The 23,338-nt window shown below is 63.1% G+C and carries 19 protein-coding genes and 1 tRNA gene; 8 read left to right on the forward strand and 12 right to left on the reverse strand.

Annotated elements, in window-relative coordinates; genetic code table 11:
- Window positions 1-86 precede the first annotated feature (86 nt).
- Window positions 87-161 (forward strand) — tRNA-Val (locus NZK81_RS13950).
- Window positions 162-202: 41 nt separating this feature from the next.
- Here the strand turns inward: NZK81_RS13950 and NZK81_RS13955 are convergent.
- Window positions 203-964 (reverse strand): crotonase/enoyl-CoA hydratase family protein, encoded by a 762-nt coding sequence (locus tag NZK81_RS13955; RefSeq protein ID WP_260046747.1) that lies wholly within the window; start codon window positions 962-964, stop codon window positions 203-205.
- 135 nt (window positions 965-1,099) lie between these two features.
- Between NZK81_RS13955 and NZK81_RS13960 the strand changes: the two genes are divergently transcribed.
- Complete coding sequence (locus tag NZK81_RS13960; RefSeq protein ID WP_260046748.1) at window positions 1,100-2,329, forward strand: NADP-dependent isocitrate dehydrogenase; 1,230 nt, start codon at window positions 1,100-1,102, stop codon at window positions 2,327-2,329.
- Window positions 2,330-2,470: 141 nt separating this feature from the next.
- Here the strand turns inward: NZK81_RS13960 and NZK81_RS13965 are convergent, their stop codons facing one another.
- Complete coding sequence (locus NZK81_RS13965; RefSeq protein WP_260046749.1) at window positions 2,471-4,903, reverse strand: TonB-dependent receptor; 2,433 nt, start codon at window positions 4,901-4,903, stop codon at window positions 2,471-2,473.
- 218 nt (window positions 4,904-5,121) lie between these two features.
- Between NZK81_RS13965 and NZK81_RS13970 the strand changes: the two genes are divergently transcribed.
- Window positions 5,122-5,799 (forward strand): response regulator transcription factor, encoded by a 678-nt coding sequence (locus NZK81_RS13970; RefSeq protein WP_260046751.1) that lies wholly within the window; start codon window positions 5,122-5,124, stop codon window positions 5,797-5,799.
- A gap of 92 nt (window positions 5,800-5,891) precedes the next feature.
- On the opposite strand, the gene NZK81_RS13975 is transcribed toward NZK81_RS13970, so the two are convergent.
- From NZK81_RS13975 to NZK81_RS13985, 3 genes are all read right to left on the reverse strand, one after another.
- Complete coding sequence (locus NZK81_RS13975) at window positions 5,892-6,734, reverse strand: TauD/TfdA dioxygenase family protein (RefSeq protein ID WP_260046752.1); 843 nt, start codon at window positions 6,732-6,734, stop codon at window positions 5,892-5,894.
- A 277-nt stretch (window positions 6,735-7,011) separates the two neighbouring features.
- The gene (locus NZK81_RS13980) at window positions 7,012-7,863 is read right to left on the reverse strand and encodes a TauD/TfdA dioxygenase family protein (protein WP_260046753.1); all 852 of its coding nucleotides are present in this window, start codon (window positions 7,861-7,863) and stop codon (window positions 7,012-7,014) included.
- Between the two features lie 88 nt (window positions 7,864-7,951).
- Entirely contained in the window at window positions 7,952-8,542 is a 591-nt protein-coding gene (locus NZK81_RS13985; protein WP_260046754.1) for a TetR/AcrR family transcriptional regulator, read from the reverse strand.
- Window positions 8,543-8,684: 142 nt separating this feature from the next.
- On the opposite strand from NZK81_RS13985, the gene NZK81_RS13990 reads away from it, so the two are divergent.
- The 3 genes from NZK81_RS13990 to NZK81_RS14000 all read left to right on the forward strand — a co-directional run bounded on the left by NZK81_RS13990 (window position 8,685) and on the right by NZK81_RS14000 (window position 11,013).
- Window positions 8,685-9,755, forward strand: a complete 1,071-nt coding sequence (locus NZK81_RS13990; RefSeq protein ID WP_260046755.1) for a PA0069 family radical SAM protein — start codon at window positions 8,685-8,687, stop codon at window positions 9,753-9,755.
- A 92-nt stretch (window positions 9,756-9,847) separates the two neighbouring features.
- Window positions 9,848-10,645 carry an enoyl-CoA hydratase/isomerase family protein gene (locus NZK81_RS13995; RefSeq protein ID WP_260046757.1) on the forward strand — a complete coding sequence of 266 codons (798 nt, stop codon included), beginning with the start codon at window positions 9,848-9,850 and terminating at the stop codon, window positions 10,643-10,645.
- 83 nt (window positions 10,646-10,728) lie between these two features.
- On the forward strand, window positions 10,729-11,013 hold the full coding sequence (locus NZK81_RS14000; RefSeq protein ID WP_260046759.1) for a hypothetical protein: 285 nt from the start codon (window positions 10,729-10,731) through the stop codon (window positions 11,011-11,013).
- A gap of 221 nt (window positions 11,014-11,234) precedes the next feature.
- Here NZK81_RS14000 and NZK81_RS14005 read toward each other — a convergent pair whose 3' ends face one another.
- The 3 genes from NZK81_RS14005 to dnaE all read right to left on the reverse strand — a co-directional run bounded on the left by NZK81_RS14005 (window position 11,235) and on the right by dnaE (window position 17,593).
- Entirely contained in the window at window positions 11,235-11,990 is a 756-nt protein-coding gene (locus NZK81_RS14005; RefSeq protein WP_260046760.1) for a hypothetical protein, read from the reverse strand.
- A 201-nt stretch (window positions 11,991-12,191) separates the two neighbouring features.
- Window positions 12,192-13,790 (reverse strand): long-chain fatty acid--CoA ligase, encoded by a 1,599-nt coding sequence (locus NZK81_RS14010; protein WP_260046762.1) that lies wholly within the window; start codon window positions 13,788-13,790, stop codon window positions 12,192-12,194.
- Between the two features lie 200 nt (window positions 13,791-13,990).
- Window positions 13,991-17,593 carry a DNA polymerase III subunit alpha gene (gene dnaE, locus NZK81_RS14015; RefSeq protein WP_260046763.1) on the reverse strand — a complete coding sequence of 1,201 codons (3,603 nt, stop codon included), beginning with the start codon at window positions 17,591-17,593 and terminating at the stop codon, window positions 13,991-13,993.
- Between the two features lie 281 nt (window positions 17,594-17,874).
- Here dnaE and NZK81_RS14020 point away from each other — a divergent pair, with 281 nt between their 5' ends.
- Window positions 17,875-19,077 carry a GGDEF domain-containing protein gene (locus NZK81_RS14020; protein WP_260046764.1) on the forward strand — a complete coding sequence of 401 codons (1,203 nt, stop codon included), beginning with the start codon at window positions 17,875-17,877 and terminating at the stop codon, window positions 19,075-19,077.
- Window positions 19,078-19,212: 135 nt separating this feature from the next.
- Window positions 19,213-20,382, forward strand: a complete 1,170-nt coding sequence (locus NZK81_RS14025; RefSeq protein WP_260046765.1) for a Yip1 family protein — start codon at window positions 19,213-19,215, stop codon at window positions 20,380-20,382.
- 23 nt (window positions 20,383-20,405) lie between these two features.
- Here the strand turns inward: NZK81_RS14025 and NZK81_RS14030 are convergent, their stop codons facing one another.
- From NZK81_RS14030 to NZK81_RS14045, 4 genes are all read right to left on the reverse strand, one after another.
- Window positions 20,406-20,885, reverse strand: coding sequence for a glutathione peroxidase (locus NZK81_RS14030; protein ID WP_260046766.1), 480 nt, complete (start codon window positions 20,883-20,885; stop codon window positions 20,406-20,408).
- 96 nt (window positions 20,886-20,981) lie between these two features.
- Window positions 20,982-21,266: a hypothetical protein gene (locus tag NZK81_RS14035; RefSeq protein WP_260046767.1), complete on the reverse strand. Its 285-nt coding sequence runs from the start codon at window positions 21,264-21,266 to the stop codon at window positions 20,982-20,984.
- An 80-nt stretch (window positions 21,267-21,346) separates the two neighbouring features.
- Window positions 21,347-22,033, reverse strand: coding sequence for an ABC transporter ATP-binding protein (locus tag NZK81_RS14040; protein WP_260046769.1), 687 nt, complete (start codon window positions 22,031-22,033; stop codon window positions 21,347-21,349).
- Window positions 22,026-23,267 (reverse strand): lipoprotein-releasing ABC transporter permease subunit, encoded by a 1,242-nt coding sequence (locus NZK81_RS14045; RefSeq protein WP_260046770.1) that lies wholly within the window; start codon window positions 23,265-23,267, stop codon window positions 22,026-22,028. Before NZK81_RS14045 ends, NZK81_RS14040 begins: the two co-directional genes overlap by 8 nt.
- Window positions 23,268-23,338: the final 71 nt, after the last annotated feature.

Here is a 23,338-nt window from a genome sequence, read left to right on the forward strand (position 1 = left end):
GCATAGATAAAATCGCAACGCTAAAGGGCCAGTCCTCCGAGCGGCCAGCCTCACCGGGCAACGCTGCAAGGATGCTCGATTGGAATGGGCGTATAGCTCAGTGGTAGAGCACTATGTTGACATCGTAGGGGTCGCAAGTTCAATCCTTGCTACGCCCACCATTCCTTGAAAACCCGCCGTGCAAACGGCGGGTTTTCTGCTTTCAGCGCCCTTTCCACACGGGCTTGCGCTTCTCGGCAAAGGCGCGTGCGCCTTCCTTCGCGTCCTCCGAGGTAAAGATGTGCGCGATGTAGGGATTCTGGTGCTGGTTGATCTCCTCTACCGGCCAGAGCCACGAATCGCGCACGATTCCCTTGGTGGCGACCACTGCCAGCGGTCCGTTCGCCGCGATGGCGCCAGCCAGTTCGCGCGCGCCCTCGATCGCCGGCCCCTCGGTGATCCGGTTGACGAGCCCCAGTTCCAGTGCCCGCCGCGCTCCGATCGGATCGCCGGTCAGCGCCAGTTCCATCGCCAGCGGACGCGGCAACAGGCGCGGCAGTTGCACGGCCCCGCCCCCCGCCGCGACCAGGCCGCGCTTGATTTCAGGTATCCCGAACTTCGCCTCGGCATGGGCAACGATCAGGTCGCAGGCAAACGCCAGTTCCATGCCTCCGGCCAATGCGAACCCGTCGACGGCGGCGATCACCGGCTTTTTCGGCGTCCACGTCGTCAAACCGCCGAATCCGCCGCGCGAATCGACAGGTAATTCGCCCTGCAGGAAGCCCTTGAGGTCCATTCCCGAGCAGAACGTGCCCCCTGCCCCGGTCAGGATCGCGCAGCGCAGATCGCTTTCCGCGTCGAGCCGGTCCATGGCCGCGGCGATCGCTTCCGCCGCCGACTTGGTCATGGCATTGCGCGCCTCGGGCCGGTTGATCGTCACTTCCAGCACGCCATCGCGCACCGCGACAAGCACCTCTTCACTCATGCAACCCTTCCTCCCTGCGATTTGTGTCAGGCTGGCGTCGCAAACACGGCCTGTAAAGCCGATACTTGCCTTGCCAGCGGCAACCGGCGTGCCTAAGAGACGGCCAAATTCTCATCCCCAGGGGAGCTTTCGCGAATGGCAAAGATCAAGGTTGTAAACCCCATCGTCGAGATGGACGGCGACGAGATGACGCGGATCATCTGGCAGTGGATCCGTGAACGTCTGATTCTCCCCTACCTCGACGTCGACCTCAAGTACTACGACCTCTCTGTCACCAAGCGCGACGAGACCGACGACCAGATCACCGTCGATGCCGCCAACGCCACCGCGCAGTATGGCGTGGCCGTGAAGTGCGCCACCATCACCCCCGACGAAGCCCGCGTCGAGGAATTCAGCCTCAAGAAGATGTGGAAGTCGCCCAACGGCACCATCCGCAACATCCTGGGCGGCGTCGTCTTCCGCGAGCCGATCGTGATCAGCAACGTCCCCCGCCTGGTTCCGGGCTGGACCGACCCGATCGTCGTCGGCCGTCACGCTTTCGGCGACCAGTACAAGGCCACCGACACCCTGATCCCCGGCGCCGGCAAGCTGCGCCTCGTCTGGGACGGCGAAAACGGCGAGAAGATCGACCTCGACGTGTTCGACTTCCCGAGTTCGGGGGTCGCCATGGCGATGTACAACCTCGACGAATCGATCCGCGACTTCGCCCGCGCCTCGATGAACTACGCGCTCAACCTCAAGTGGCCGCTGTACCTCTCCACCAAGAACACGATCATGAAGGCCTATGACGGCCGCTTCAAGGATCTGTTCCAGGAAGTGTTCGACACCGAAGGCTTCGCCGAGAAGTTCAAGGCCGCCGGCATCACGTACGAGCACCGCCTGATCGATGACATGGTCGCCTCGGCCCTCAAGTGGTCGGGCAAGTTCGTCTGGGCCTGCAAGAACTATGACGGCGACGTCCAGTCCGACACCGTCGCGCAGGGCTTCGGCTCGCTGGGCCTGATGACCTCGGTCCTGATGGCGCCTGACGGCAAGACCGTGGAAGCCGAAGCGGCCCACGGCACCGTCACCCGCCACTACCGCCAGCACCAGCAGGGCAAGGCGACCTCGACCAACCCGATCGCCTCGATCTTCGCCTGGACCCGCGGCCTCATGTACCGCGGCAAGTTCGACGGGACCCCGGAAGTCGTGAAGTTCGCCGAGACTCTCGAGCGCGTCTGCATCGAGACCGTCGAGGAAGGCAAGATGACCAAGGACCTCGCGCTGCTGATCGGCCCGGACCAGAGCTGGATGACCACCGAGCAGTTCTTCGAGGCGATCGTCGAGAACCTCGAAAAGGAAATGGCCGCACAGGGTCTCGGCTGATAGCCACCCTGCCCGCAAGGCTTTCGAGGGCCCCCTTCCGGCAACGGGAGGGGGCTTTTTCGTGGCCTGCTACGGAAGCCTGCATACACAAAGGCACCACCCCCGAAGGAACGGTGCCGCATGTAAAACCCCGAGGATCGATCAGAAGGCGACTTGCGCCTCGAGACCGAAGGTACGCGGCGGGTTGAAATTGCCATAGTCGCCCAGCACCTTCTCGTTCGCCGCCGAGCGACGATAGATGTAAGTGGTGTTGAACAAGTTGCGCGACCACGCCGAGACAGTCAGCTTCTGGCCGCCCTCGCCCATCGGGATGTCCGCCAGCGCGATGCGACCATTGACCACGAAGCTCTTGTCCGTGCGCGTCGGTTCGTTCTGGAAGCTGTACACCGGATCGGCATAGTTCCCGTCGATGTGCATCCGCAGGCTCATGCCGTTTGCGGAGACCGGCACGTCGTAGTCGATATAACCCGAGGCGGCGTTTTCCGGCGTGTACACGGTATAGACCTGATAGAGCGCGCCACCCAGGTTCGGGTTCGGCGTCGGTGGCACCTTGATGTAGGTATAAGCGTAGGACGCACCCAAGGTGACATTGTCGACCGGACGAACGGTCAGCTGCGCCTCGACACCGCGGATCTTCGAGGTACCCGGCGCATTGGCCGTGTTTTCGGTGTGGAGGTTGAACGTCGGGTTTGGCGTCACCCCATCGGGCAGGTAGGGATTGGTGTCGACATTGTCGAAGTCGGTCTGGGTACCGGTGCGATCCATGATGTACCCGGCCAGGTTCAGGCGAACGTGATGGTCGAGGAAATCCATCTTGGCGCCCACTTCGTAGGACTTCACCTTCTCCGGATCAAAGGCGAGGAAGGTCGCCGAACGGTCGTTGGCGCCGCCCGCGCGGTAGCCCGTGGCGTACTTGGCATAGAGATTGATGTCGGGCGTGGCATCCCAGGCCAGCGTCACCATCGGATCGAAGCGGCCCTTGTCGTAAGTGAAGGTCCACGGGGTCGTTACGCCGGACACCATGGTCAGCGCACCGTGGCGCTTGTCCTTGGTATAGCGTCCGCCGACGGTCAGGTGGAGCACGTCGATCGGCGACCAAGTGGCCTGTGCGAAAGCGGCATAGCTGTGCGCTGTGGCGTTGCTGTCGCGCTGAACGAACCAGGAATCGCGATCCCAGCCGTTGTTGCTGCCCGTGATGGTACCGCTCGCGATGGCACTGTTGATCGTGTACGCGGTGCCGTCCGTATTCCACGTGTTCGACGCGGGCGTTGCGGCCAGTTCATGGGCGTACTCGGTGAAGTAGTAGAGGCCGGCCACGTATTCGAGATGCGGGAGACTGCCCACGGCCTGGAATTCCTGGCTGAACTGGCGCTGCGTCAGGTGCGAGAGGCTATAGCGGCTGAACGGCGTATCTGGCGCGAAGATCGTGCGCGCCGGCCCACCCGAGTTATCCCACTGATCGGTGGTGACCTGACGCCAGGCCGTGATCGAGCGCAGTTCGAGCGACGGCGCGACTTCCCACTTCAGGTTGGCCGAGAATCCGCTGGTCCGGTCGATGCTCGGCTGCTGCGGGACTCCGACCTGCGCAGTCTTGAGGCGCTTGCCGCCGGTGGGCATGATGAGCGGCGAGAGAGGCGCGATGCAGGTGGTGCACACAGTCGTGGTGCCGGCCGGGCTCCCCGGAGCGACCAGCTTGCTGGTGATCGCGTCGTACTGGCCAACCGTACGATCCAGCGGGTTGTACGTGATGAGCTGGCTGAAGTTCGGCGTATTCTCGTCCTTCGCCTTGTCATAGGCGAAGGTGGCGGAAAAGCCCTTGATCGGTTCCCACTTCGCGGTGATGCGGCCACCCACGTCGTTGTGATAGTTCCAGCCCGTCTGGCCCGCGAGCGGGTCCTTCACGGTTGCGTCCTGATGCTGGATCAGGCCATCGGCCTTGACCGAGATGTCATGGACTTCCGGCAGGTTAAGGTGCAGCTGGGCGGTGTAGCTGCCATAGTTTCCTACGCCGGCGCTCATCCGGCCACCGAATTCGCCGGTGGGCTGCTTGGTCACGATGCTGACGGCACCACCCTCGGTATTCCGTCCGAACAGCGTGCCCTGCGGCCCTTCCAGCACCTCGATCCGGTCCACATCGAACAGTGCCGCATTGAGCCCCTGCGAGCGGCCGAGATAGACGCCATCGATATAGACGCCGACGCCGGTGTCGCGCGCGGTCTGGTTCTGGTCGAAGGGAACGATGCCGCGGATGCCCACCGTCAGCGCCGACTGGCGCGCCTCGAAGGTGGCCACACGCAAGGTGGGCACCGAACCGTCGGCAAGATCGATCAGGCTCTGGATGTGGCGGTCCTTGAGCATCGTCGGGTCGACAACGGAGATGGCGATCGGCGTCTTCTGCAGGTTGGTTTCGCGCTTGGTGGCGGTGACGACGATCTGGTTCAGGCCGGGCCCGGCCGCGGCATCGGCGACCGGAACGCCGGGCGTTACGGAAGCGTCGTCCGCAAGGGCGGGAGATGATACCGCCAGCGCCAGAGCGCAGGTGGAAAGACACAATGAAACAGCTTTTGTACGCACTTCGGTGCTCCCTGATGGCAATCGCCGCAGGGGCTTTCTTTCGGCGCGCCTTGCACCTGCCCTACGGTCAGGGCGGGCATCTATTCCTGCCAAATGTAGGATTTGCGGCTGAAATTTTCTGGATATGTTGCAGTTTTCTTGCGGGCGGGAACTGTGCAATTTTCGCCGCATGGCGTCTCAGTCAGGTGCATCTGCGCACATAGCCGCCGGAATACCTCATGTTGAAACTCAACCGACTTCTACTCACTTCGGGTGGGCTGGATCTGATCAATTCGATTTCCGACCTCTTCTACAGCATCCAGGTACAGATCGTGGACTCGGACAGTCTGCTGAACCAGGCATTCGACGACACGACATGGATATTCATCGACTGGCTGCTTCCCGCGATGGCGGGCATACAGCTCGTCCGGCTGCTGCGCGCCTCGGGTCTCGGAGAGAAGGCGCGGATCTCGATGGTATTGCCGGGGCAGGACGAGCAGATGCAATTGCGTGCGCTGGCCGCCGGTGCCGACGACTACATCATCGGCCCCCTCGACCCCCAAAGCCTTGTCGAACGGATGAAGACCTACCGCGTGGCACTGACCCCGCCGGAAGATCCGGTCATGGTCCTGGGCGAAATGGCGGTGGATACCAACGCCTATCTGGTACGCTTTCGTGGCGAACCACTGCCGCTGAAAGTCAACGAATTCCGCCTGCTGGCGCATTTCGTCCGACATCCCGACCGGGTCTTCACGCGCGGCAACCTGATCGGCGTGCTCGGCAAGAGCCAGGACGTGAACGACGAGCGCACCGTAGATGTCTGGATGAGCCGCCTGCGCGGTACGTTGCGCGCCCATGACGTGCCCCACGTGCCCCGAACGGTCCGTTCGTGCGGCTACATTCTCGATACCGTATAGGCGATCGACACGACCCTCTCCCACGGAATCGAAAGCCCGCCAATCCTTGCGGAGGGCGGGCTTTTCGTACCCAGCCTTGGAAAGGCGCGGAATTATTCCGCCCAGGGCTCCTCGCCCTCGAGCTTGGTGCGCAGCATCATGCGGCCACACTCGGGATCGTACCACTCGGCGCGGTGCATCGTGCCGGTGTTGTCCCACATCACGAGGTCGCCGGCTTCCCATTCATGGCTGTAGGTGAAGTCCGGGCCGGTCGCCCATTCGCGCAGGCCATGGATGATCTCGGCGCTCTTGCCATAAGGCACGTCGAGCACGTGGTGCGAGGTGCAGCCCAGCACCAGCGACTTGCGGCCCGACTTGTGCTCCCACACCAGCGGCAGCACCTTTTCGCCAATCGCCTGCATGCCCTTGAGCTTGGCGAGGCCTGGCTCCGGCTCGTAGTAGAACAGCGAGGCCCAGGGGGCGTGGAGAACCTTGAGGTCGTCGTATTCCGCCTTCTGCTCGTCGCTCAGGTCGTCATAGGCGGCATAGGTGTTCGAAAAGCCGGTGTTGCCGGTGCCCTTGGGGCTCGGCACCTTGCAGGTCAGCAGCGAGGCCAGGATCGGCACGTCATTGCGGGTGCCGTCGATGTGCCAGTAGAGCGAACCCTTGAGGTATTCGGCGGCCGAGGGGTTTTCCTTCACGTCGAGCGTGATCTTGCTGACCGAACCGTCCGGGTTTTCCGGAGCGTAGTTGCCCAGCGTCTTGGTAAAGGCGATCTGCTCGTCCTCGGTGAAGTCGATCTTCGGGAACACCAGCACGCCGCGCTGCTCGATCAGGTCGCGCAGCTCGGCGGCGAGTTCGCCGGACAGAAGCTCTTCCTTCGAGTTGAGGACGCGGCTGCCGATCTTCGGCTTGATGTTTTCGGTGCGAAGCTTGGTCTCAGTGGCGACCGACATTGCAAATACTCCCGGATACTGGGGCGAGAACTATGTTTCCAACTCTCCGCCAATGCGCGTCGCGGGTCAAGAGGGGCCGAGCCCGATCAACATGATCGGCAAAGCTGCCTGTACCGCACGTTCCCGATCCATCGGAACAAGGCGCGAAATGACGGTCCATGCCCATATAAGTGCCTCGACCCGAAATGAGTATGGCCGCCGCAACTCATCGCTGCGGCGGCCATCATTTTTCACACTATCCCGCCTTGCCTGCGGGACGGGCGGAAAGGCTGCGGGATCAGCCCCAGCTTTCGCCCTTGATGATCGTGCGGTGGAGCATGCGGCCGCAATCGGGATCATAGGGCATGGCGCGGTGGAGCGTGCCGGTGTTGTCCCACATCACCGCATCGCCCACGTTCCATTCGTGCGCATAGTGATAGGGTTCGCTGGTGGCGTGTTCGCGCAAGCCGTGCAGCAGCTTGGCGCTTTCCTGGCTCGACATGCCCACGACGCGTTCCGCCGTGTTGCCCAAGATCAGCGACTTGCGGTCCGAGGCGTGCTTGTAGACCAGCGGCAGCTCGCGCTCGCCGGTGCCGTCCTCGCCCTTGCTCATCCAGTCTTCGAGCTGGGCCAGCGTCGGTTCGGGGCAGTGATAAAGCTGCGAAACCCACATCGAGTGAACCACGCGCAGGTTCTCGATCTTGTCCTTGGTTTCCTGCGGCAGATCGTCGTAGGCGGTGTAGCAGTTGGCGAATTCGGTATTGCCGCCCCAGGTCGGCAGAACCTTGCTCGACAGCACCGAGCCGCGAATCGGGATGCGGTTCATCGTGCCGTCGACGTGCCAGAACAGCGAGCCCTTGAGGTACTCGACCGCTTCCTTGTTCACGTTCTTGTCGAGCGAGATCTTGAACACCTGCTCGCCGCGGATTTCCTCGGCATTGCCGCCCACCGAATTGGTGAACTTCACCTGCTCCTCATCGGTGAAATCGATCTTCGGAAAGACCAGGACCCCGACTTCCTCCAGCAGCTCGCGAATCTCTTCGGAGAGTTCGCCGGAGAGGATTTCTTCCCTCGAATTGAGGATGCGCGCGCCGACCTTCGGCTTGATGCGCTCGTACTTCAGACGGGTCTTTTCAATGACTTCGCTCACGGCATGAACTCCCAGATCGCTGCTCGGGGCTGCGTGCTGAACACTCGTTCAGCCCCATCGGCCGGAACCATGCCTTCGTTCAGCTATGCTAGCTTTGATCTGGCGCAAGTTTCTCTAGCCAGGTCTCGACGATCTTCATCGCCTCGGCATGGCCGGTCTTCACGCCAAGCCCCTCCTCCATCACGATCGCGCGGCCGATGCCGGCAAGGACCACGGTGAGCCCGGCCGGATCGAAGCCTTCCAGCCGCGCGATGCGGTCGCCCAGAATGTGCTTGAGGATCTCCACCTGCCGCGCGCGCATCGTCTCGCTGTGCTCGGCCATGTACTTGCGCACGGCCTCGCGGTGGTTGGCCATGGCCATGAATTCCAGCGCCATCGCGGTGCGGCTGGTATCGACGAAGAAATCCCAGAGCGCGCGCAGCGGATCGTCGGAGGCCAGCGCCTCCTCGATCATCCGGTCGCTGTCCACGGCGCCCTGGCGCGAGACTTCGACGAGCAGATCGTCGGTGGTCGGGAAATAGTAATGGACCAGCGACGGTTTCAGCCCCGCGCGCGCCGCCACGCGCCGCGTACTGACGGCGGCATAGCCTTCGTCCCGGATCAACTGCGCCGTTGCTTCGACAATAAGCGCCCGGGTCGCCGAAGTCTCGGCTCCCACCCTGCGCGGTGCACCTGCCATTATGGTCCCCTTCCCGGTCAGGACTACGAGCCGCGCCGCGCAAGATCAACCGGAACGGGCTGTCTCCACGGGCACTCGCGCATTCCCGCAGCAACGGCCCGGTCCGATTGACCATTTGTTCTTATTATGTTCTAATTGCTCCATGTCAGCAATCAAGGGTAGAGGAGCAGTCAGCGGCGCGGTCAGCGCGCGCTTCAACCTGCCCACGCGCGAGCAGGACGGCGACTGGCTCGACAGCGTCGAGACGATCGACGGAGCCGTTCGTGCGCCTGCAACGACAGTCACCGAGGAACATCCGCGCTCGATCCTCTCGTTCAACCAGTCGCCCGACATTCCCTTCGACCGTTCGGTGAATGCCTATCGCGGGTGTGAGCACGGCTGCATCTATTGCTACGCGCGCCCCAGCCATGCTTGGCACGATCTCTCGCCGGGCCTCGACTTCGAGACCAGACTCTTCGCCAAGCCCGATGCCGCGCGACTGCTGCGCGAGACGATGGCGAAGCGCGGCTACCGCCCTGCCCCGATCGCCATGGGCACCAATACCGATCCCTACCAGCCGATCGAGGTACGCTATCGCATCACCCGGCAGGTCCTCGAATTGTGCCTCGAAACGCGCCATCCGGTGACGGTGACCACCAAGTCCGACCGGGTGCTGCGCGATCTCGACCTGCTGGAGGAACTGGCGCGCCGGCGCCTCACGTGCGTGGGTATTTCGGTGACGAGCCTCGACCCGCACCTCTCGCGCCTGCTGGAACCGCGCGCGGCATCGCCGGCCAAGCGGATAGCGGCGCTCGGCACGCTGGTGCGCGCGGGCGTGCCGGCACATGTCTCGATCGCCCCGGTCATCCCCTCGATCACCGACAGCTTCCTGGAAGGCATCCTGTCCGCGGCATCGGAGCAAGGCGTGCGCGCGGCGACGTGGATCATGATCCGCCTGCCCCATGAAGTCGCCCCGCTGTTCCGCGAGTGGCTGGACACCCATTTCCCCGACCGCTCCGGCAAGGTCATGGCGACGATCCAGTCGATGCGCGGCGGGCGCGACAACGATCCAGAATTCTTCACCCGGATGAAGCCGAACGGCGTCTGGGCAGACCTGTTCCGTCGCCGTTTCCGCGTCGCGGCGCACCGGCTGGGCATCACCGGCCCCGACGAGGAACTGGACTGCACAGTCTTCCGCCGTCCCTCGCTCGATGGGCAGCTCTCGCTGCTATAGCGTTCAAGCACGATTGCCGCCCGGTGATTGGCGGGCGGGCGGCGCGCCCTGTATGGCAGGGCCAGAACGAGAGCCATGACGGAGGAACGCGGGTGCCTGAGAATCGAATCCAGATCGAGCGAGATGGTGCGATCGAGGTGCTCACGCTCAACCGTCCGGACGCGCTCAACACTTTCGACGAGCCCCTGACCTTCGCGCTGCGCGACTATTTCGCCGGGCTGGCCGAGCGGCTCGACGTGCGCGCGGTGATCCTGCGCGCCGAGGGCCGCGCCTTCTGCGCCGGGCTGGACCTTGCGGGCTGGGAGAATGATGGCTCGCGCGGGGAATTGCAGCACTACTGGCGGCTGCAGCGCGCCATCGCCGGGTTGCTCGAACTGATGCGCGCCTGTCCGCAGCCGATCATCGGGCTCGGCCACGGCGCGGCCTGCGGGGCGGGCTTTTCCATGCTGCTCGCCTGCGACGTGCGCTACGGTGCGCCGAACCTGAAAATGGACGCGGCCTACATCAAGGTCGGCTTGGGCGGTTGCGATCTGGGTTGCAGCTATTTCCTGCCGCGCCTCGTCGGTGCCTCGGTGGCTTCGGAATATATCCTCACCGGCCGCTTCATGAGCGCCGAAAAGGCGCTGGCCTGCGGTTTGCTGAGCGAAGTGGTTCCGGCCGAAAGCCTGCTCGACAAGGGGCTCGAACTGGCCGGCGAAATGGTCGCCAATGCCCCGATGGGCCTGCGCCTCACCAAGGAAGCGCTGAACCGCAACCTCGATGCCCGGTCGCTCTCCGATGCCATGGCCGTGGAGGACCGCCAGCAGGTGATGATGCTGATGAGCGAGGATTTCGCCGAGGGCGTCGCCGCTTTCCGCGAAAAGCGACCGCCCGCCTATCGCGACCGTTGACAGGCAAGCTACCGGTCCCCGAAAGCATCCGAACGCCCGCATGCGCCACCGGGCTGCATCTGCAAGTTGAACAGGAACCGAAAATGGCAGAGGAAAGCACATCCACTGAACATCCGGCCCAACCAGCGCCGGCCGCCCGCACTGCGGCGATCCGCGCAACGGCGGAATCGGGCGGCGGCATGGGAATACTGATGGCCCTTCTGCTGCTGATCGCCGTGCTCAGCACCATGTACCTCGTCGGCCTGACCTCCCCGGACAGGAACGACAAGGACAACGCCATTGCAGAGGCTGCAAGCGATGTCGGCCAAGCCGCGTCGAAAGTCGGCAATGCGGCCCAGAATGCCGCAAAGAAGGTAAATCCGGACTGATTGCCCGGTTGCACTGGGGCAATCACGCTGACTGCAAATTCCAATCAATAGCAAAGTGGCGTGGAATGCTGGCTCAAACATGCAATCCATGGAGAAACACTCCACGCCACCATTTGCGACCCGATGCTTCTGTGTCTGCAGAATCTCGGTGCGGCATGCATATCCCAACGAGACGGGATTGCAATGCTCTAGGCCATTTTATTGCCTCAATCTGACCCAGTTTATAACGCTTTCGGCTGCAGCGCAGTAAGAAACTCCGGCTGGGAATCCAGCCACAGAAATATGCCCCTTGTCATTTCGTCGAGTATTTCGATGCTTTGATCCGACAGGTAATACAGCTTGCGCCTTCGGTCTGCGGGCGACAGTGCGTGGTAAATAAGCCCCATATTTTTCAAACACAGCAAGCTGGTGTTGAATTTTGCTTGCGAAACATCGACAAGATCATGAAATCGAACACTAGCAAGACCCGGACTTGAATAAATATACACCAGTATCTGAAAATCGCAGGTGAACTGCTTAACCTTCAGATTCTCTGATATTGTCTTTGTATAATGATGCATAAGGTCACTATTATCGTCCGGAGCATAGGCAGTTACAGCTCCATGCTCTTTATATTGACCCCACTGCTTATGCAAAGCCCCCAGTGCCTTGTCCGAAAGACAATAGAACTTGCTTCTCCGATCCGAGGAATTCACCTCAGTTCGCAATACCCCCCTCGCCTCCAGCGCTTTCAGTATCTTGAAGAGGCTGGCACTGGAACCGCTGAACTGCCCCTGCATCTCAAGCGGTGTGATCCGATGGGCATCGAAGAAAAATGAAGCCACCTCGTATTCGGGCGTAAGAACCTTCAAACCCAGCTTAGATTCGGCTCGCTTGATGATCTCCCGATACTTTCCCGCAGGTATAGCGCCATCATTCCGCGACGCCTTCGAGGTATCCTTCCCTAATGCAATGGACCGGAAGTGAGATGATGTCATCGATTTAGGTCTATAATATAGAGTTATATCTTAGACTATACCTTTTCCATGATCCGTGGAAGCGAGATGACGCGACCCGAAGGATGGCTATCGCTATCCTGATACCTATGCCCCCGCTCCGGCGGGGGCACTTTTGGCAATGAAAGACGCCCTCGGCGTTTCGGACCTCGATACACCCCGAACACGCCCATCAGGCGCCTCCTAGGCCGGAAGCCTGTAATCGCGGAACCGGACGCGCAGGTCCTTCTTGCTGATCTTCCCCGTTCCCGTGTGGGGAATGGCATCGACGAATTCGACCGCTTCGGGCAACCACCACTTCGGCACGCTTGGCTCAAGGTACGTACGCAGGTCCTCCTGCGACAGTGCCGCCCCGGGACGCCGGACGACAATCAGGAGCGGCCGTTCGTCCCACCGGGGATGCGGCACGCCGATCGCAGCGGCTTCCAGTACGTCGGGGTGACTGACCGCCGCGTTTTCGAGTTCGACCGAACTGATCCATTCGCCGCCCGACTTGATGACATCCTTGGTCCGGTCGGTCAGCCGAAGGGTTCTGTCGGGCAAGATCGTCGCGACATCCCCGGTATCGAACCACTGCCCGCGTCCGACGGCATCGTCGGTTTCCCCGAAATAGCGCCTGATCGTCCAGGGACCGCGCACATGCAGCGCACCGGACGTGATGCCATCGTGCGCCAATTCGACCACCGGGTCGTCGAGCGAGACCACGCGGACCTCGCTTCCATAGAGCGTCCTGCCCTGCCTGCTCTTGTAGGCGACCTGCTCCTCGAAGCTCATGTCATCCCACTCCGCCGGCTCCCAGGTGACCGTCGCGATGGGGGACGTCTCGGTCATGCCCCAGGCCTGCATCACCCGCACGCCGGCGCGCATCAATCGCTCGACGACGGCGGGCGGCACTGCCGACCCGCCCGACAGCGCCACCCGGATCGGCGGCATCGTGCCGTCGGTCTCGTCCAGATGCTGGAAAAGCGAGAACCACACGGTCGGTACTCCGCCGACATGGCTGACCTTTTCCGACGACATGAGAGCGCACAGCGCCGCCGGATCATTGACCTGGCTATAGACCATCTTCGCACCCGTCGCGGCGCTGGCCCACGGGAGCCCCCAATTGTTGGCATGGAACATCGGGACCGCGGGCAGCACGCAGGATCGCGGTTCGAGGCCCATGCACGAAGGGGCGACCACCGTCAGCGCATGCAACACGTTCGAACGGTGCGAATAGAGCACGCCCTTGGGGTGTCCGGTGGTACCACTGGTGTAACACAGCATGCAGGGCTGGCGCTCGTCTCCCGGAGTCCAGAAGGCATGGCCGTCCTCAACGCCGATCCAGTCTTCGAACGATGCGGCATGCTCGCCCGCATCGAAGCAGATGTAGTGCTCGATCGTCGGCCAGCGGGGTTTCATCCGGTCGACGATCGGCTGAAAGGCAGCATCGTAGATCAACACGCGGTCGCGCGCGTCGTTGACGATATAGTCCAGCTGGTCATCGAACAGGCGCGGATTGATCGTGTGCAGGACGCATCCGGCGCCGGTGGAACCGAACCAGGCCACCAGATGGCGTGCATGGTTCATCGCCAGGGTCGCTACACGGTCCTCCGGATAGATTTCCAGACGGCGCAGCGCCTGCACCATCTTCAATGCGTCCCGGCGTATCCCCTGCCAGTCGGTGCGTGTCGTGCTGCCATCGGCCCAGCGGCTGACGATCTCCCGTCCGGAATGCTCGCGCGCGGCATGATCGAGCAATCCCGACACGCGCATTTCCCAATCCTGCATCGTCCCAAGCATCGTGCATCTCTCCCGCGGCGGCAGGCCGCCATGTGCACTTTTCGAATCAGCAAATATTATGACCGACCAGCTTGTCAGGCCAGCCCGCAGCGCAGGATCGGCACCACGGGCTCACGCCGCGACGAACGGCACCTCACGCCAGGGCTGCACCCGGTCACCGATCCCGCGAGAGCTGAGATGCTCTGACCAGAGCCCCTTGCCTATGCGGCCCGCTGCATGCGCTCAGGGCCGCGCTTGGCCTTGAACTCGCCGATCGCAAGCCCCTCGACATTCGCCAGCTGCTCGACGAATTCCCCGTCGAGGGCAAAGTCGCGTCCCAGCCGGACTTTCTGGATCCGTCCGCCATCGAGTTTCAGCGTCGCGATCACTTCGCCAGCTCCCTTCGCACCGGGGCGCAGCAACAGCGCGAGTTCCTGCACCGCCTCGACCCTGTCGATCTCCAGCTTGAGCAACATGCGCGCATCGGCCGTCACTTCGGCCAGCGGGCGCGCCCCGCGAACGGTAACGCGCGGCGGCTCCTCCGGGCTGGGGCTGTCGAGTTCGACATTGAGCAGGACGCAGGCGCTTTCCTTCGCCCACTTCACGAAGCTTTCGACCTGGCTTTCCTCGAAACAGCAGGCCGAGAAGTTACCCGAGGAATCGGAGAAGTCCGCCATGACGAAGTCCTTGCCCTTGCGGGTCTTTCGCTTCTGGACGTTCTCCACCATCGCCGCCATCACCGCACCTGTGCGCCCGCCACCGGCGCCGCCCGCCATCAGGCTGGAATAGGTCCGCGCGCCGTTGGACGAGGCAACCGCGCGGAACTGTTCGACCGGGTGCGCGGCAAAATAGAAGCCGAAGACTTCGCGCTCCTTCGCCATCTGGTCCATGCGGCTCCAGGATTCGCACTCGACGAGGCGCAGGCCCTGCTCTGCATGGTCGTCGCCGCCGAACAGGCTGTTCTGGTCCGAATTGCGCTCGCGCGATGAACGATCCGCCTCGGCCAGCAGGGTATCGGCATTGGCGAGCACCTTGGCCCTGTTCGGTTCGAGGCTGTCGAAGGCGCCGGCTGCGGCCAGGCTTTCGAGCTGGCGCCGGTTCATCGAGCCGGCCGGCGCACGGCGGAACACGTCGTCGAGATCCGCGAACGGGCCGTTGGCCTGCCGCTCTTCGACGATCATGTCCATCGCCTTTTCACCGACGTTGCGCAGCCCCGCCAGCGCATAGCGCACCGCATGGCTCTCGGTGGTTTCCTCGACGATGAATTCGGCCTCGGAGCGGTTCATGTCGGGCGCCGCAAGTTCAATGCCGTTGCGGCGCGCATCGTCCACGAAAACCGCCAGCTTTTCCGACTGATGCATATCGAAGCACATGGCCGCAGCGTAGAATTCGTGCGGATAATGCGCCTTCAGCCAGGCGGTGTGATAGGCCAGCAGTGCGTAGGCGGCGGCGTGCGACTTGTTGAAGCCGTAGCCCGCGAACTTGTCGATCAAGTCGAACAGTTCGTTGGCCTTGGGGGCATCGATGCCGGAGTTTTCCTTGCAGCCCTTCACGAAGATCGCGCGCTGCTGGTCCATCTCCTCCTTCTTCTTCTTGCCCATCGCGCGGCGCAGCATGTCCGCGCCGCCGAGCGAGTAGCCGGCAAGGACCTGCGCGGCCTGCATCACCTGTTCCTGGTAGACGAAGATGCCGTAGGTCTCGGCAAGGATCGGCTCCAGCTTCTCGTGCGGATAGACGATCTCTTCCAGCCCGTTCTTGCGGCGGCCGAAGAGCGGGATGTTGTCCATCGGGCCCGGGCGGTAAAGCGAGACGAGCGCAATGATGTCGCCGAAATTGGTCGGCTTCACGGCCGCCAGCGTGCGGCGCATGCCTTCCGATTCCAGCTGGAACACACCGACGGTATCGCCGCGCTTGAGCAACTCGTAGACGCCCGTATCATCCCATTTGAGCGTGGACAGGTCGATCGTGATCCCGCGCCGTTCGAGCAGGTCGGTCGCCTTGCGCAGCACCGACAGCGTCTTGAGGCCGAGAAAGTCGAACTTGACGAGCCCGGTGTCCTCCACGTGCTTCATGTCGAACTGCGTCACCGGCATGTCGGAACGCGGATCGCGGTAGAGCGGGACCAGTTGGGCGAGCGGACGGTCGCCGATGACGACGCCCGCAGCGTGTGTCGAGGAGTTGCGCGGCAGGCCCTCGAGCTGGACGGCGAGGTCCACCATCCGCTTCACTTCGGGATCGGTATCGTATTCGCGGCGGAATTCGGCGACAGGCGGGTCCTTGGTGACGCCGTGCGCCTTGCGGCCGTTCAGCGCTTCGTCGAGATTCCACGGGTCGGTGGGATGGTTGGGCACCATCTTGCACAGGCCATCGACGCGGCCATAGCCCATCTGCAGGATGCGCCCGCAGTCGCGCAGCACGGCGCGGGCCTTCATCTTGCCGAAGGTGATGATCTGCGCGACGTGATCGTGCCCATACTTGCGCTGCACGTAGCGGATCACTTCGCCGCGCCGGGTTTCGCAGAAGTCGATGTCGAAGTCGGGCATCGAGACTCGTTCCGGGTTGAGGAAGCGTTCGAACAGCAGGCCCAGCTTGAGCGGGTCGAGGTCGGTGATGGTCAGCGCCCAGGCGACCAGCGAGCCCGCGCCCGAACCACGCCCCGGCCCCACCGGGATGCCATTGTCCTTGGCCCACTTGATGAAGTCGGCAACGATCAGGAAGTAGCCGGGAAAGCCCATCGAGATGATGATGTCGGTCTCGAAGTCGAGGCGTTTGGCATAGTCGAGGAAATCCTCGGTCACGCCCTTCTCGCGCAGCACCTCGTAGGCCGCGACGCGTTCGTCGCCCTTCAGCGCCATCGCCGCGTCGAGCTCGTCCTCGGTGACTTCGGGCCAATAGGGCAGCAGGCGTCGAGCAAGGCCACGGCGCGAATCGTCGACCAGCATGCGCTGCTCGCCCTCGATATCACCGGCAAGGCTGGGCAGCAGTGGCCGGCGCTTGGGCGGCGCATAGGCGCAGCGCTGGGCCACGACGAGCGTGTTCGCCATCGCCTCGGGCAGATCGGAGAACAGCTCCTCCATCACCGCGATCGGCTTCACCCAACGTTCCGAGGACGAGCGCGGCCGCTCTGCGGCATCGACCTGCGTCGAATTGGCGATGCACAGCATCGCATCGTGCGCGGCGTGGAACGTGCTCTCGGCATATTGCGCCGGATTGCTGGCGACGAGCGGGATGTCGCGCGCGTAGGCGAGCGTGATCAGGTCTTCCTCGCTCGCGTCTTCCTCAGGCTCTCCGGTACGCGTGATTTCGATATAGAGCCGGTCGCCGAACAGCGCCTGAAGCTGGTCGCAATAACGCTCCGCCTCTTCCGGTCGCTCATCGGCATAGAGCCGCGCCAGCGCGCCTTCGTTGCCGCCTGTCAGGCAGATCAGGCCATCGGTGTACCCGCGCAGGCTCTCGATCTCGACATGCGGATCGAGTTCCAGCGGCCGATCGAGGTGCGCGCGGCTGACGTGGTGGCACAGGTTCATCCAGCCCTGCTCGTTCTGGGCGAACAGCGCCAGCCAGTCGATCGGCCGATCCTGCCCCTGAACCGCCGCTCCGGGCCTGACAACCGCCAGGAAAGTGCCGACGATCGGCTGCACGCCCACGCCCTGGCACGCCTGCGCGAATGTCGGCGCGCCGTAGAGCCCATTGCGGTCGCAAATGGCGGCGGCGGGAAACTTGCGTTCCTTCGCCAGCTTGGCCGCCGCCTTGGGGTCGATCGCACCGTCCAGCATGGTGAAGCTGGAGAAGATGCGAAGCGGAACGAAGGAGGCAAACGACATGGCTGAAATCTAGGCATCGCCCACCCCGGCGATCAAGTCCGCCTCGCGAAAAGCGGGGGAAATTCCCCCTGCCCCGCCAACGGCGCGATCGCCATCCAAGATGCTCCGAATTTTGTAACCATGGGAATCAAGGAAGCCAAAACCACGCGCGACGAACGAAGTGTTAAAGCCGCTGCGCTACAAAGAAGCACCAAGGCCTGCTTCCAGCCCCCAGCGAAACGGATCAGCCCCCGCATCATGATCGCTTTTCCCAGCGTTTCCAGTTACCAGCCGATCGGACCATGCCGGACATAACCACCATAGCAGCGTGCAGCACCGCGCTCGCCGCCATTATGGCCATTGCGATTGGGCTTTCCTGGCTCAAGGACGGCAGGCCCGGCCAGCGCAGCTGGCTCTTCGCGCCCTTCGGCATGGCTGTGCCAGCGGGCGTCCTGCTGACCTATCCCGACATTCTGCCCGGCCCCTGGGGGCTGCGGCTCGGCTGGTTCTTACTGACGCTGGTCTATGGCGCGGCATGGCTGGCGGCGCGGGTCATGGGCGGACGCCGCGCAAGACCGCTGGCCGTGCTGCTGCCCTGCACCGCCGTGCTCGTCTTTTCCGGCACGCTCGGCGCAGACGATGCGATGTCCGAACTGCGGATGCTGCCGCGCGTACTGCTGTTCGCGGCCTTCAACGGCCTCGCTGCACGAGAATTCGGCCGGATGCGCAGCCCGCGCCTGCCGTCCGCCACAACGCTCTACTGGATCTTTTCCGCCTTCTTCGCCTTCGATCTGATCCGCAGCCCTTTCGCGCTGTGGTTGCCGGCCCCCCTCGGCCCCGGGGACACCCAGGTCTGGTCCATCGCCCTGTTCAACTTCCTGATTGTCCTCGAAGGTTCGCTGCTCGGCGTCTTCATGACCGCACTCGGCAGGGAACAACTGGCCGAACGCCACTATCAACTCGCCTCGATCGACCCGCTGACAGGCATAGGCAACCGACGCGCCCTCGATGACAGGATCGCGCACCTCGAGCGAGAACACGATTCCGCAAGGAGCATCGCGCTGGCCGTGCTCGATATCGACAACTTCAAGTCGATCAACGATGCGCTGGGCCACGCCTTCGGCGACGTGGTGATTGCCGAGACGGCGAAGATCGCACGCGACTGCTTCGGCGCGAACAATGTCTTTCGCGTGGGCGGAGAAGAATTCGCGGCCATCGTTACCGCGCGACAGGACGATGCGGTCGTCGAGCGGGCCGAAGCCATGCGCAAGCGCTACGAAGGCCATTCCCATCGCGCCGGCAGCCTGTCGCGCCGATGCACGATCAGCATCGGCCTGTCGCGGCTGGAAGACGTGCACGACCATGAAAACGCATTCAAGGCAGCCGACAGAGCCCTCTACATGGCCAAGCGGCTCGGCCGGAACCAAACGGTCGTGATCGATTCAGCAGCGCCCTGCACGCAGCCGCCTGCGGCGGAAATCCAGACCAACGTCAGCGTAATGTAAAAAAAGAAAAAATCAGCCACACAACTTTTCCGCGCCACAAAGGCTCGCCAGAATATTACAAATGCCGTCAATGCCTTTGCATTGAACCATTCAATGTGTTTCTCTCCTCTTGGGAACACAAAGAGGAGGGCACCCATGGACTCTGGCACGAGTGCGAGCGGCAAGCCGCTCGTCGAACGCGCTAAGGCGATCATCCTGAAACCCGGTACGGAATGGCCGATCATTGCCGACGAAAGCGACACGCCATCGAGCATACTGAAAGGCTATGTCCTGCCCCTCGCGGCCATTGGTCCCCTCGCCACGCTGATCGGCGGGCAGGTCTTCGGTTACGGCGCCCTGTTCGTCCGATACCGCCCCAGCCTGATGTCGGGGCTGACCTCCGCCATCCTGAGCTATGCCATGGCGATCATCGGCGTCTTCGTGCTGGCGTGGATCGCCAACATGCTCGCGCCCAAGTTCGCCGGCTCCGAAAACAAGACCGGGGCCTTCAAGCTCGTTGCCTACAGCATGACGGCAGGCTGGCTGGCCGGCATCTTCAGCCTGATCCCGGCGCTTTCGGTGCTGGGCATCGTCGGCCTCTACAGCCTCTACTTGTTCTACGTAGGCGCGCCGGTGCTGATGAAAGTGCCGGGAGACAAGGCCCTGGGCTATACGGCCGTGACGGTACTTTGCGCGATCGTGCTGGGTATCATCGCCTCCACCATCACCGCGTCCGTGGCCGGCATCTTCGCGGGGCCCGCCCTGTTCTCCTCCTCGTCATCGTCCGGCGGGACGAAAGGCAGCGGCACGATCACCGTGCCGGGCGTCGGGTCGATCGACACGGACAAGATCGAACAGATGAACAAGCAGATCGAGGATGCCGCCAGTGGCAAGACGAAGGCGGTCTCGGCGGGCGACCTGAAGGGGCTCCTGCCCGAATCGATCGGCTCCTACACCCGCACCTCGCTGGAAACGGTCGGGGCCGGTGCCGTCGGAACCTCGGCGCAGGCCCGCTACACCGCGGGTGACAAGAGCTTCAACCTGCGCATCGCCGACCTTCATGGACTGGGCGCCATTGCCGGCATGGGCGCTGCCATGGGGATCGAGCAATCGAAGGAAGATGCCGACAGCTACGAAAGGACCGGAACCGTCGACGGCCAGATGCAGTCCGAAGCGTGGAACACGACGACGGAACGCGGCAAGTTCGGCCGGATGGTGAACAACCGCTTCCTTATCGAGGCCGAAGGCTCCGCCAACAGCATCGACGAGCTGAAGTCGGCCGTCGCCCGGATCGCCCCGGGCGATCTCGACAATCTGGCCGACTGAATTTCAGGAAACGGAAAAGCGCCTCAGAGAAGGGCTTCGATGTCCTTCTCTAGGCTTTCCGGTTTGTCGGTCGGCGCGAAGCGACGCACCACCACGCCTTCGCGGCTGATCAGGAACTTGGTGAAGTTCCACTTGATGGATTTACTGCCGAGGATGCCCGGCGCCTGGTCCTTGAGCCATTCGTACAGCGCCGTCGCGTCCGGTCCATTGACGTCGATCTTGGCCATCAACGGAAACGAGAGGCCGAAATTGACCTCGCAGAACTCGGCGATCTGGTCCGCGCTGCCTGGCTCCTGCCCCCCGAACTGGTTGCACGGGAAGGCGATCACCTCGAACCCGCGCTCGCCGTACTTCTGCCAGAGGTCTTCCAGACCCTTGTATTGGGGCGTGAAACCGCACTTGCTTGCGGTATTGACGACCAGCAGGACCTTCCCCAGCCGATCGGCGAGACTCACCGTCTCGCCATCGGGACGCACGGCGCTGAAATCGGCGATCGTCTTCATCGCAAAGCCCTTATGCGCGGCCGACAGACGGCATCGAATGCAAACGGCATCGCAGCCATGTTCATTCCGACAGTCATGCCGTCAGGCCTCGCCCGTTCAGCCCTCGCTGCCCGGATAGTCCGAGCGGCGGTACAGGCTGCGGATCTCGCCGATCTTGAACTGGCGGTCGCCATCCTTCTGGATCGCGTAGTCCTGCTGCTTTTCCTCGGGCAGATCCATCACGATGTGGACCAGTTCGGCCATCGTGCCGCGTCGGATCGTCTTGAAGCGATGGAACAGGCCACCGCCATCCTCGCACTTGTGCAGTTCAGCCGAGTCGTTCCAGCCGAAGCCCTTGGGGGAGCCCTCGTCGTTCTGGATCGTGGACGGGGTGTCGCTCATCGCGGGTCCTTTCATTCGATTCGTTCTGCGATTTGGAGACTGGAAACCGCAAAATCAACGCCGATTCCAGCAAAGAGTGTCTACGCCAAGACCCCGTCATGCAAGCGCACGACGCGGTCCATCTGTCTGGCGAGCCGTTCGTTGTGCGTGGCGACCAGCGCCGCGCTGCCCTCTCCGCGCACCAGCGAGAGGAACTGACCAAGCACGACATCGGCGGTTGCCTCGTCGAGATTGCCCGTCGGTTCATCCGCCAGGACGAGGCGCGGCCGGTTGGCCAGCGCGCGGGCAACCGCCACGCGCTGCTGCTCGCCGCCCGAAAGCTTGCTGGGACGATGTTCGAGACGCTGACCCAGACCAAGCGCGCCGAGCAGTTCCTTCGCCCGCTCCTCACACTCGACCCGCGGCTTGCCGGTGATGAGCTGGGGTAGCACCACGTTCTCCAGGGCATTGAAGTCCGGCAGCAGGTGGTGGAACTGATAGACGAACCCGATGTGGTCGCGCCGCACCGCCGCGCGCTGGTCCTTGCCGAGCTTGCTGGCATCGATCCCGGCAATCTCGATCCGCCCGCCGAAACCGCCTTCGAGCAGGCCGATCGCCTGCAGCATGGTCGACTTCCCCGAACCAGAGGGGCCCAGCAGCGCCACGATCTCTCCGGGGTTCACGGCCAGATTCACGCCGCGCAGCACGTCGATGGTGACGCCGCCCTGCGCAAAGCTGCGGGTGACGTTCGTCAGCCGGACGACGGGATCGGTAACGGCATCATTCATAGCGCAGCACCTGCACCGGATCGGTACTCGCCGCCTTGAAGGCGGGATAGAGCGTCGCAAGGAAGCTGAACACCAGCGCCATGACGCAGATCACCGCGATCTCGACCGGGTCAGGGCGGCTCGGCAGTTCGGTCAGAAACCGGATCGAGGGATCCCACAGGTTCTGCCCGCTCATCCGTTCCACCGCGTGGACGATGGGCTGGCGGAACTGCAGCGAAACGAGCCCGAGCACGAGGCCCGAAACCGTCCCCAGCGCACCGATGCAAAAGCCGGTCGTCACGAAAACCTTGAGCAGCGAGCGCCGCGTCGCGCCCATCGTGCGCAGGATCGCGATGTCGCGCGTCTTAGCCCGCACCAGCATGATCAGCGAGGAAAGGATGTTGAACACCGCCACCAGCACGATGATCGACAGCACCACGAACATCACCACGCGTTCGACCGCCAGCGCCTCGAACAGCGAAGCGTTGATCGTCTTCCAGTCGCTGATGATGGCCCTGCCCGCCAGCTTGCGCGACAGCGGCGCGAGGATCTGGCCGACGCGATCGGGATCGGTGGTGGTCACCTCGATCATGCCGATCGTGTCTCCGGTCAGGAGCAGGGTCTGCGCATCCTGCATCGGCATCACGACGAAGGCATTGTCGTAGTCGTAGACGCCGATCTCGAAGATCGCGGCCACGCGGTAGGCGATCTGGCGCGGCACGGTGCCAAAAGGCGTCGAGCGCCCTTGCGGGTTGATGACCGTTATCATGTCGCCAACCTGCGCGCCGAGGTTCTGGGCCAGCTGCGTGCCGATCGCCACGTTGTCATTGCCGGGTTGCAGCTGCGCGAGATCGCCCGCCTTCACCTTGTCCTTCAGGCGGCCGATGTCTTCGGCCGTATTGCCACGCACCAGGATCGCCTCGACCCGGCCGTTGAAGCTGGCCAGCAAAGGCTGTTCGATCAGCGGCGAAGCGCGGGTCACGCCCGGCGTTTCGCGCACGTCCTTGAGCACGCCCTGCCAGTCGTCGAGCCGGCCGCCATAGGCCTGGATGATCGCATGGCCGTTGAGCCCGACGATCTTGTCGAACAGCTCCGCGCGGAAACCGTTCATCACGCTCATGACGATGACCAGCGCCCAGACGCCCAGCATCACCGCGACAAGGCTGATTCCCGCGACAAGCGCAATGAAACGCTCGCCCTTGCCGGGAAGCATGTAGCGCTTGGCGATAGTCCATTCGAAAGGGGATAGGATCAACGGGCGGGTCCGTCTGTGATCGGGCAGATGGTGCGGCCTTAGGGGCATGGGCCGGGGCTGGCAAGCCGCAC

This window comes from Novosphingobium mangrovisedimenti (assembly GCF_025153475.1).
GTDB lineage: Bacteria > Pseudomonadota > Alphaproteobacteria > Sphingomonadales > Sphingomonadaceae > Novosphingobium > Novosphingobium mangrovi_A.

Coding starts and splice junctions, on each gene's coding strand:
- NZK81_RS13970 (WP_260046751.1), top strand. CDS start 5,122: ATGTTGAAACTCAACCGACTTCTACTCACTTCGGGTGGGCTGGATCTG.
- NZK81_RS14005 (WP_260046760.1), bottom strand. CDS start 11,990: ATGACATCATCTCACTTCCGGTCCATTGCATTAGGGAAGGATACCTCG.
- NZK81_RS13985 (WP_260046754.1), bottom strand. CDS start 8,542: ATGGCAGGTGCACCGCGCAGGGTGGGAGCCGAGACTTCGGCGACCCGG.
- NZK81_RS13960 (WP_260046748.1), top strand. CDS start 1,100: ATGGCAAAGATCAAGGTTGTAAACCCCATCGTCGAGATGGACGGCGAC.
- NZK81_RS14020 (WP_260046764.1), top strand. CDS start 17,875: ATGCCGGACATAACCACCATAGCAGCGTGCAGCACCGCGCTCGCCGCC.
- NZK81_RS13990 (WP_260046755.1), top strand. CDS start 8,685: ATGTCAGCAATCAAGGGTAGAGGAGCAGTCAGCGGCGCGGTCAGCGCG.
- NZK81_RS14000 (WP_260046759.1), top strand. CDS start 10,729: ATGGCAGAGGAAAGCACATCCACTGAACATCCGGCCCAACCAGCGCCG.
- NZK81_RS13975 (WP_260046752.1), bottom strand. CDS start 6,734: ATGTCGGTCGCCACTGAGACCAAGCTTCGCACCGAAAACATCAAGCCG.
- NZK81_RS13955 (WP_260046747.1), bottom strand. CDS start 964: ATGAGTGAAGAGGTGCTTGTCGCGGTGCGCGATGGCGTGCTGGAAGTG.
- NZK81_RS14040 (WP_260046769.1), bottom strand. CDS start 22,033: ATGAATGATGCCGTTACCGATCCCGTCGTCCGGCTGACGAACGTCACC.
- NZK81_RS14010 (WP_260046762.1), bottom strand. CDS start 13,790: ATGCTTGGGACGATGCAGGATTGGGAAATGCGCGTGTCGGGATTGCTC.
- NZK81_RS14030 (WP_260046766.1), bottom strand. CDS start 20,885: ATGAAGACGATCGCCGATTTCAGCGCCGTGCGTCCCGATGGCGAGACG.
- NZK81_RS14025 (WP_260046765.1), top strand. CDS start 19,213: ATGGACTCTGGCACGAGTGCGAGCGGCAAGCCGCTCGTCGAACGCGCT.
- NZK81_RS14035 (WP_260046767.1), bottom strand. CDS start 21,266: ATGAGCGACACCCCGTCCACGATCCAGAACGACGAGGGCTCCCCCAAG.
- dnaE (WP_260046763.1), bottom strand. CDS start 17,593: ATGTCGTTTGCCTCCTTCGTTCCGCTTCGCATCTTCTCCAGCTTCACC.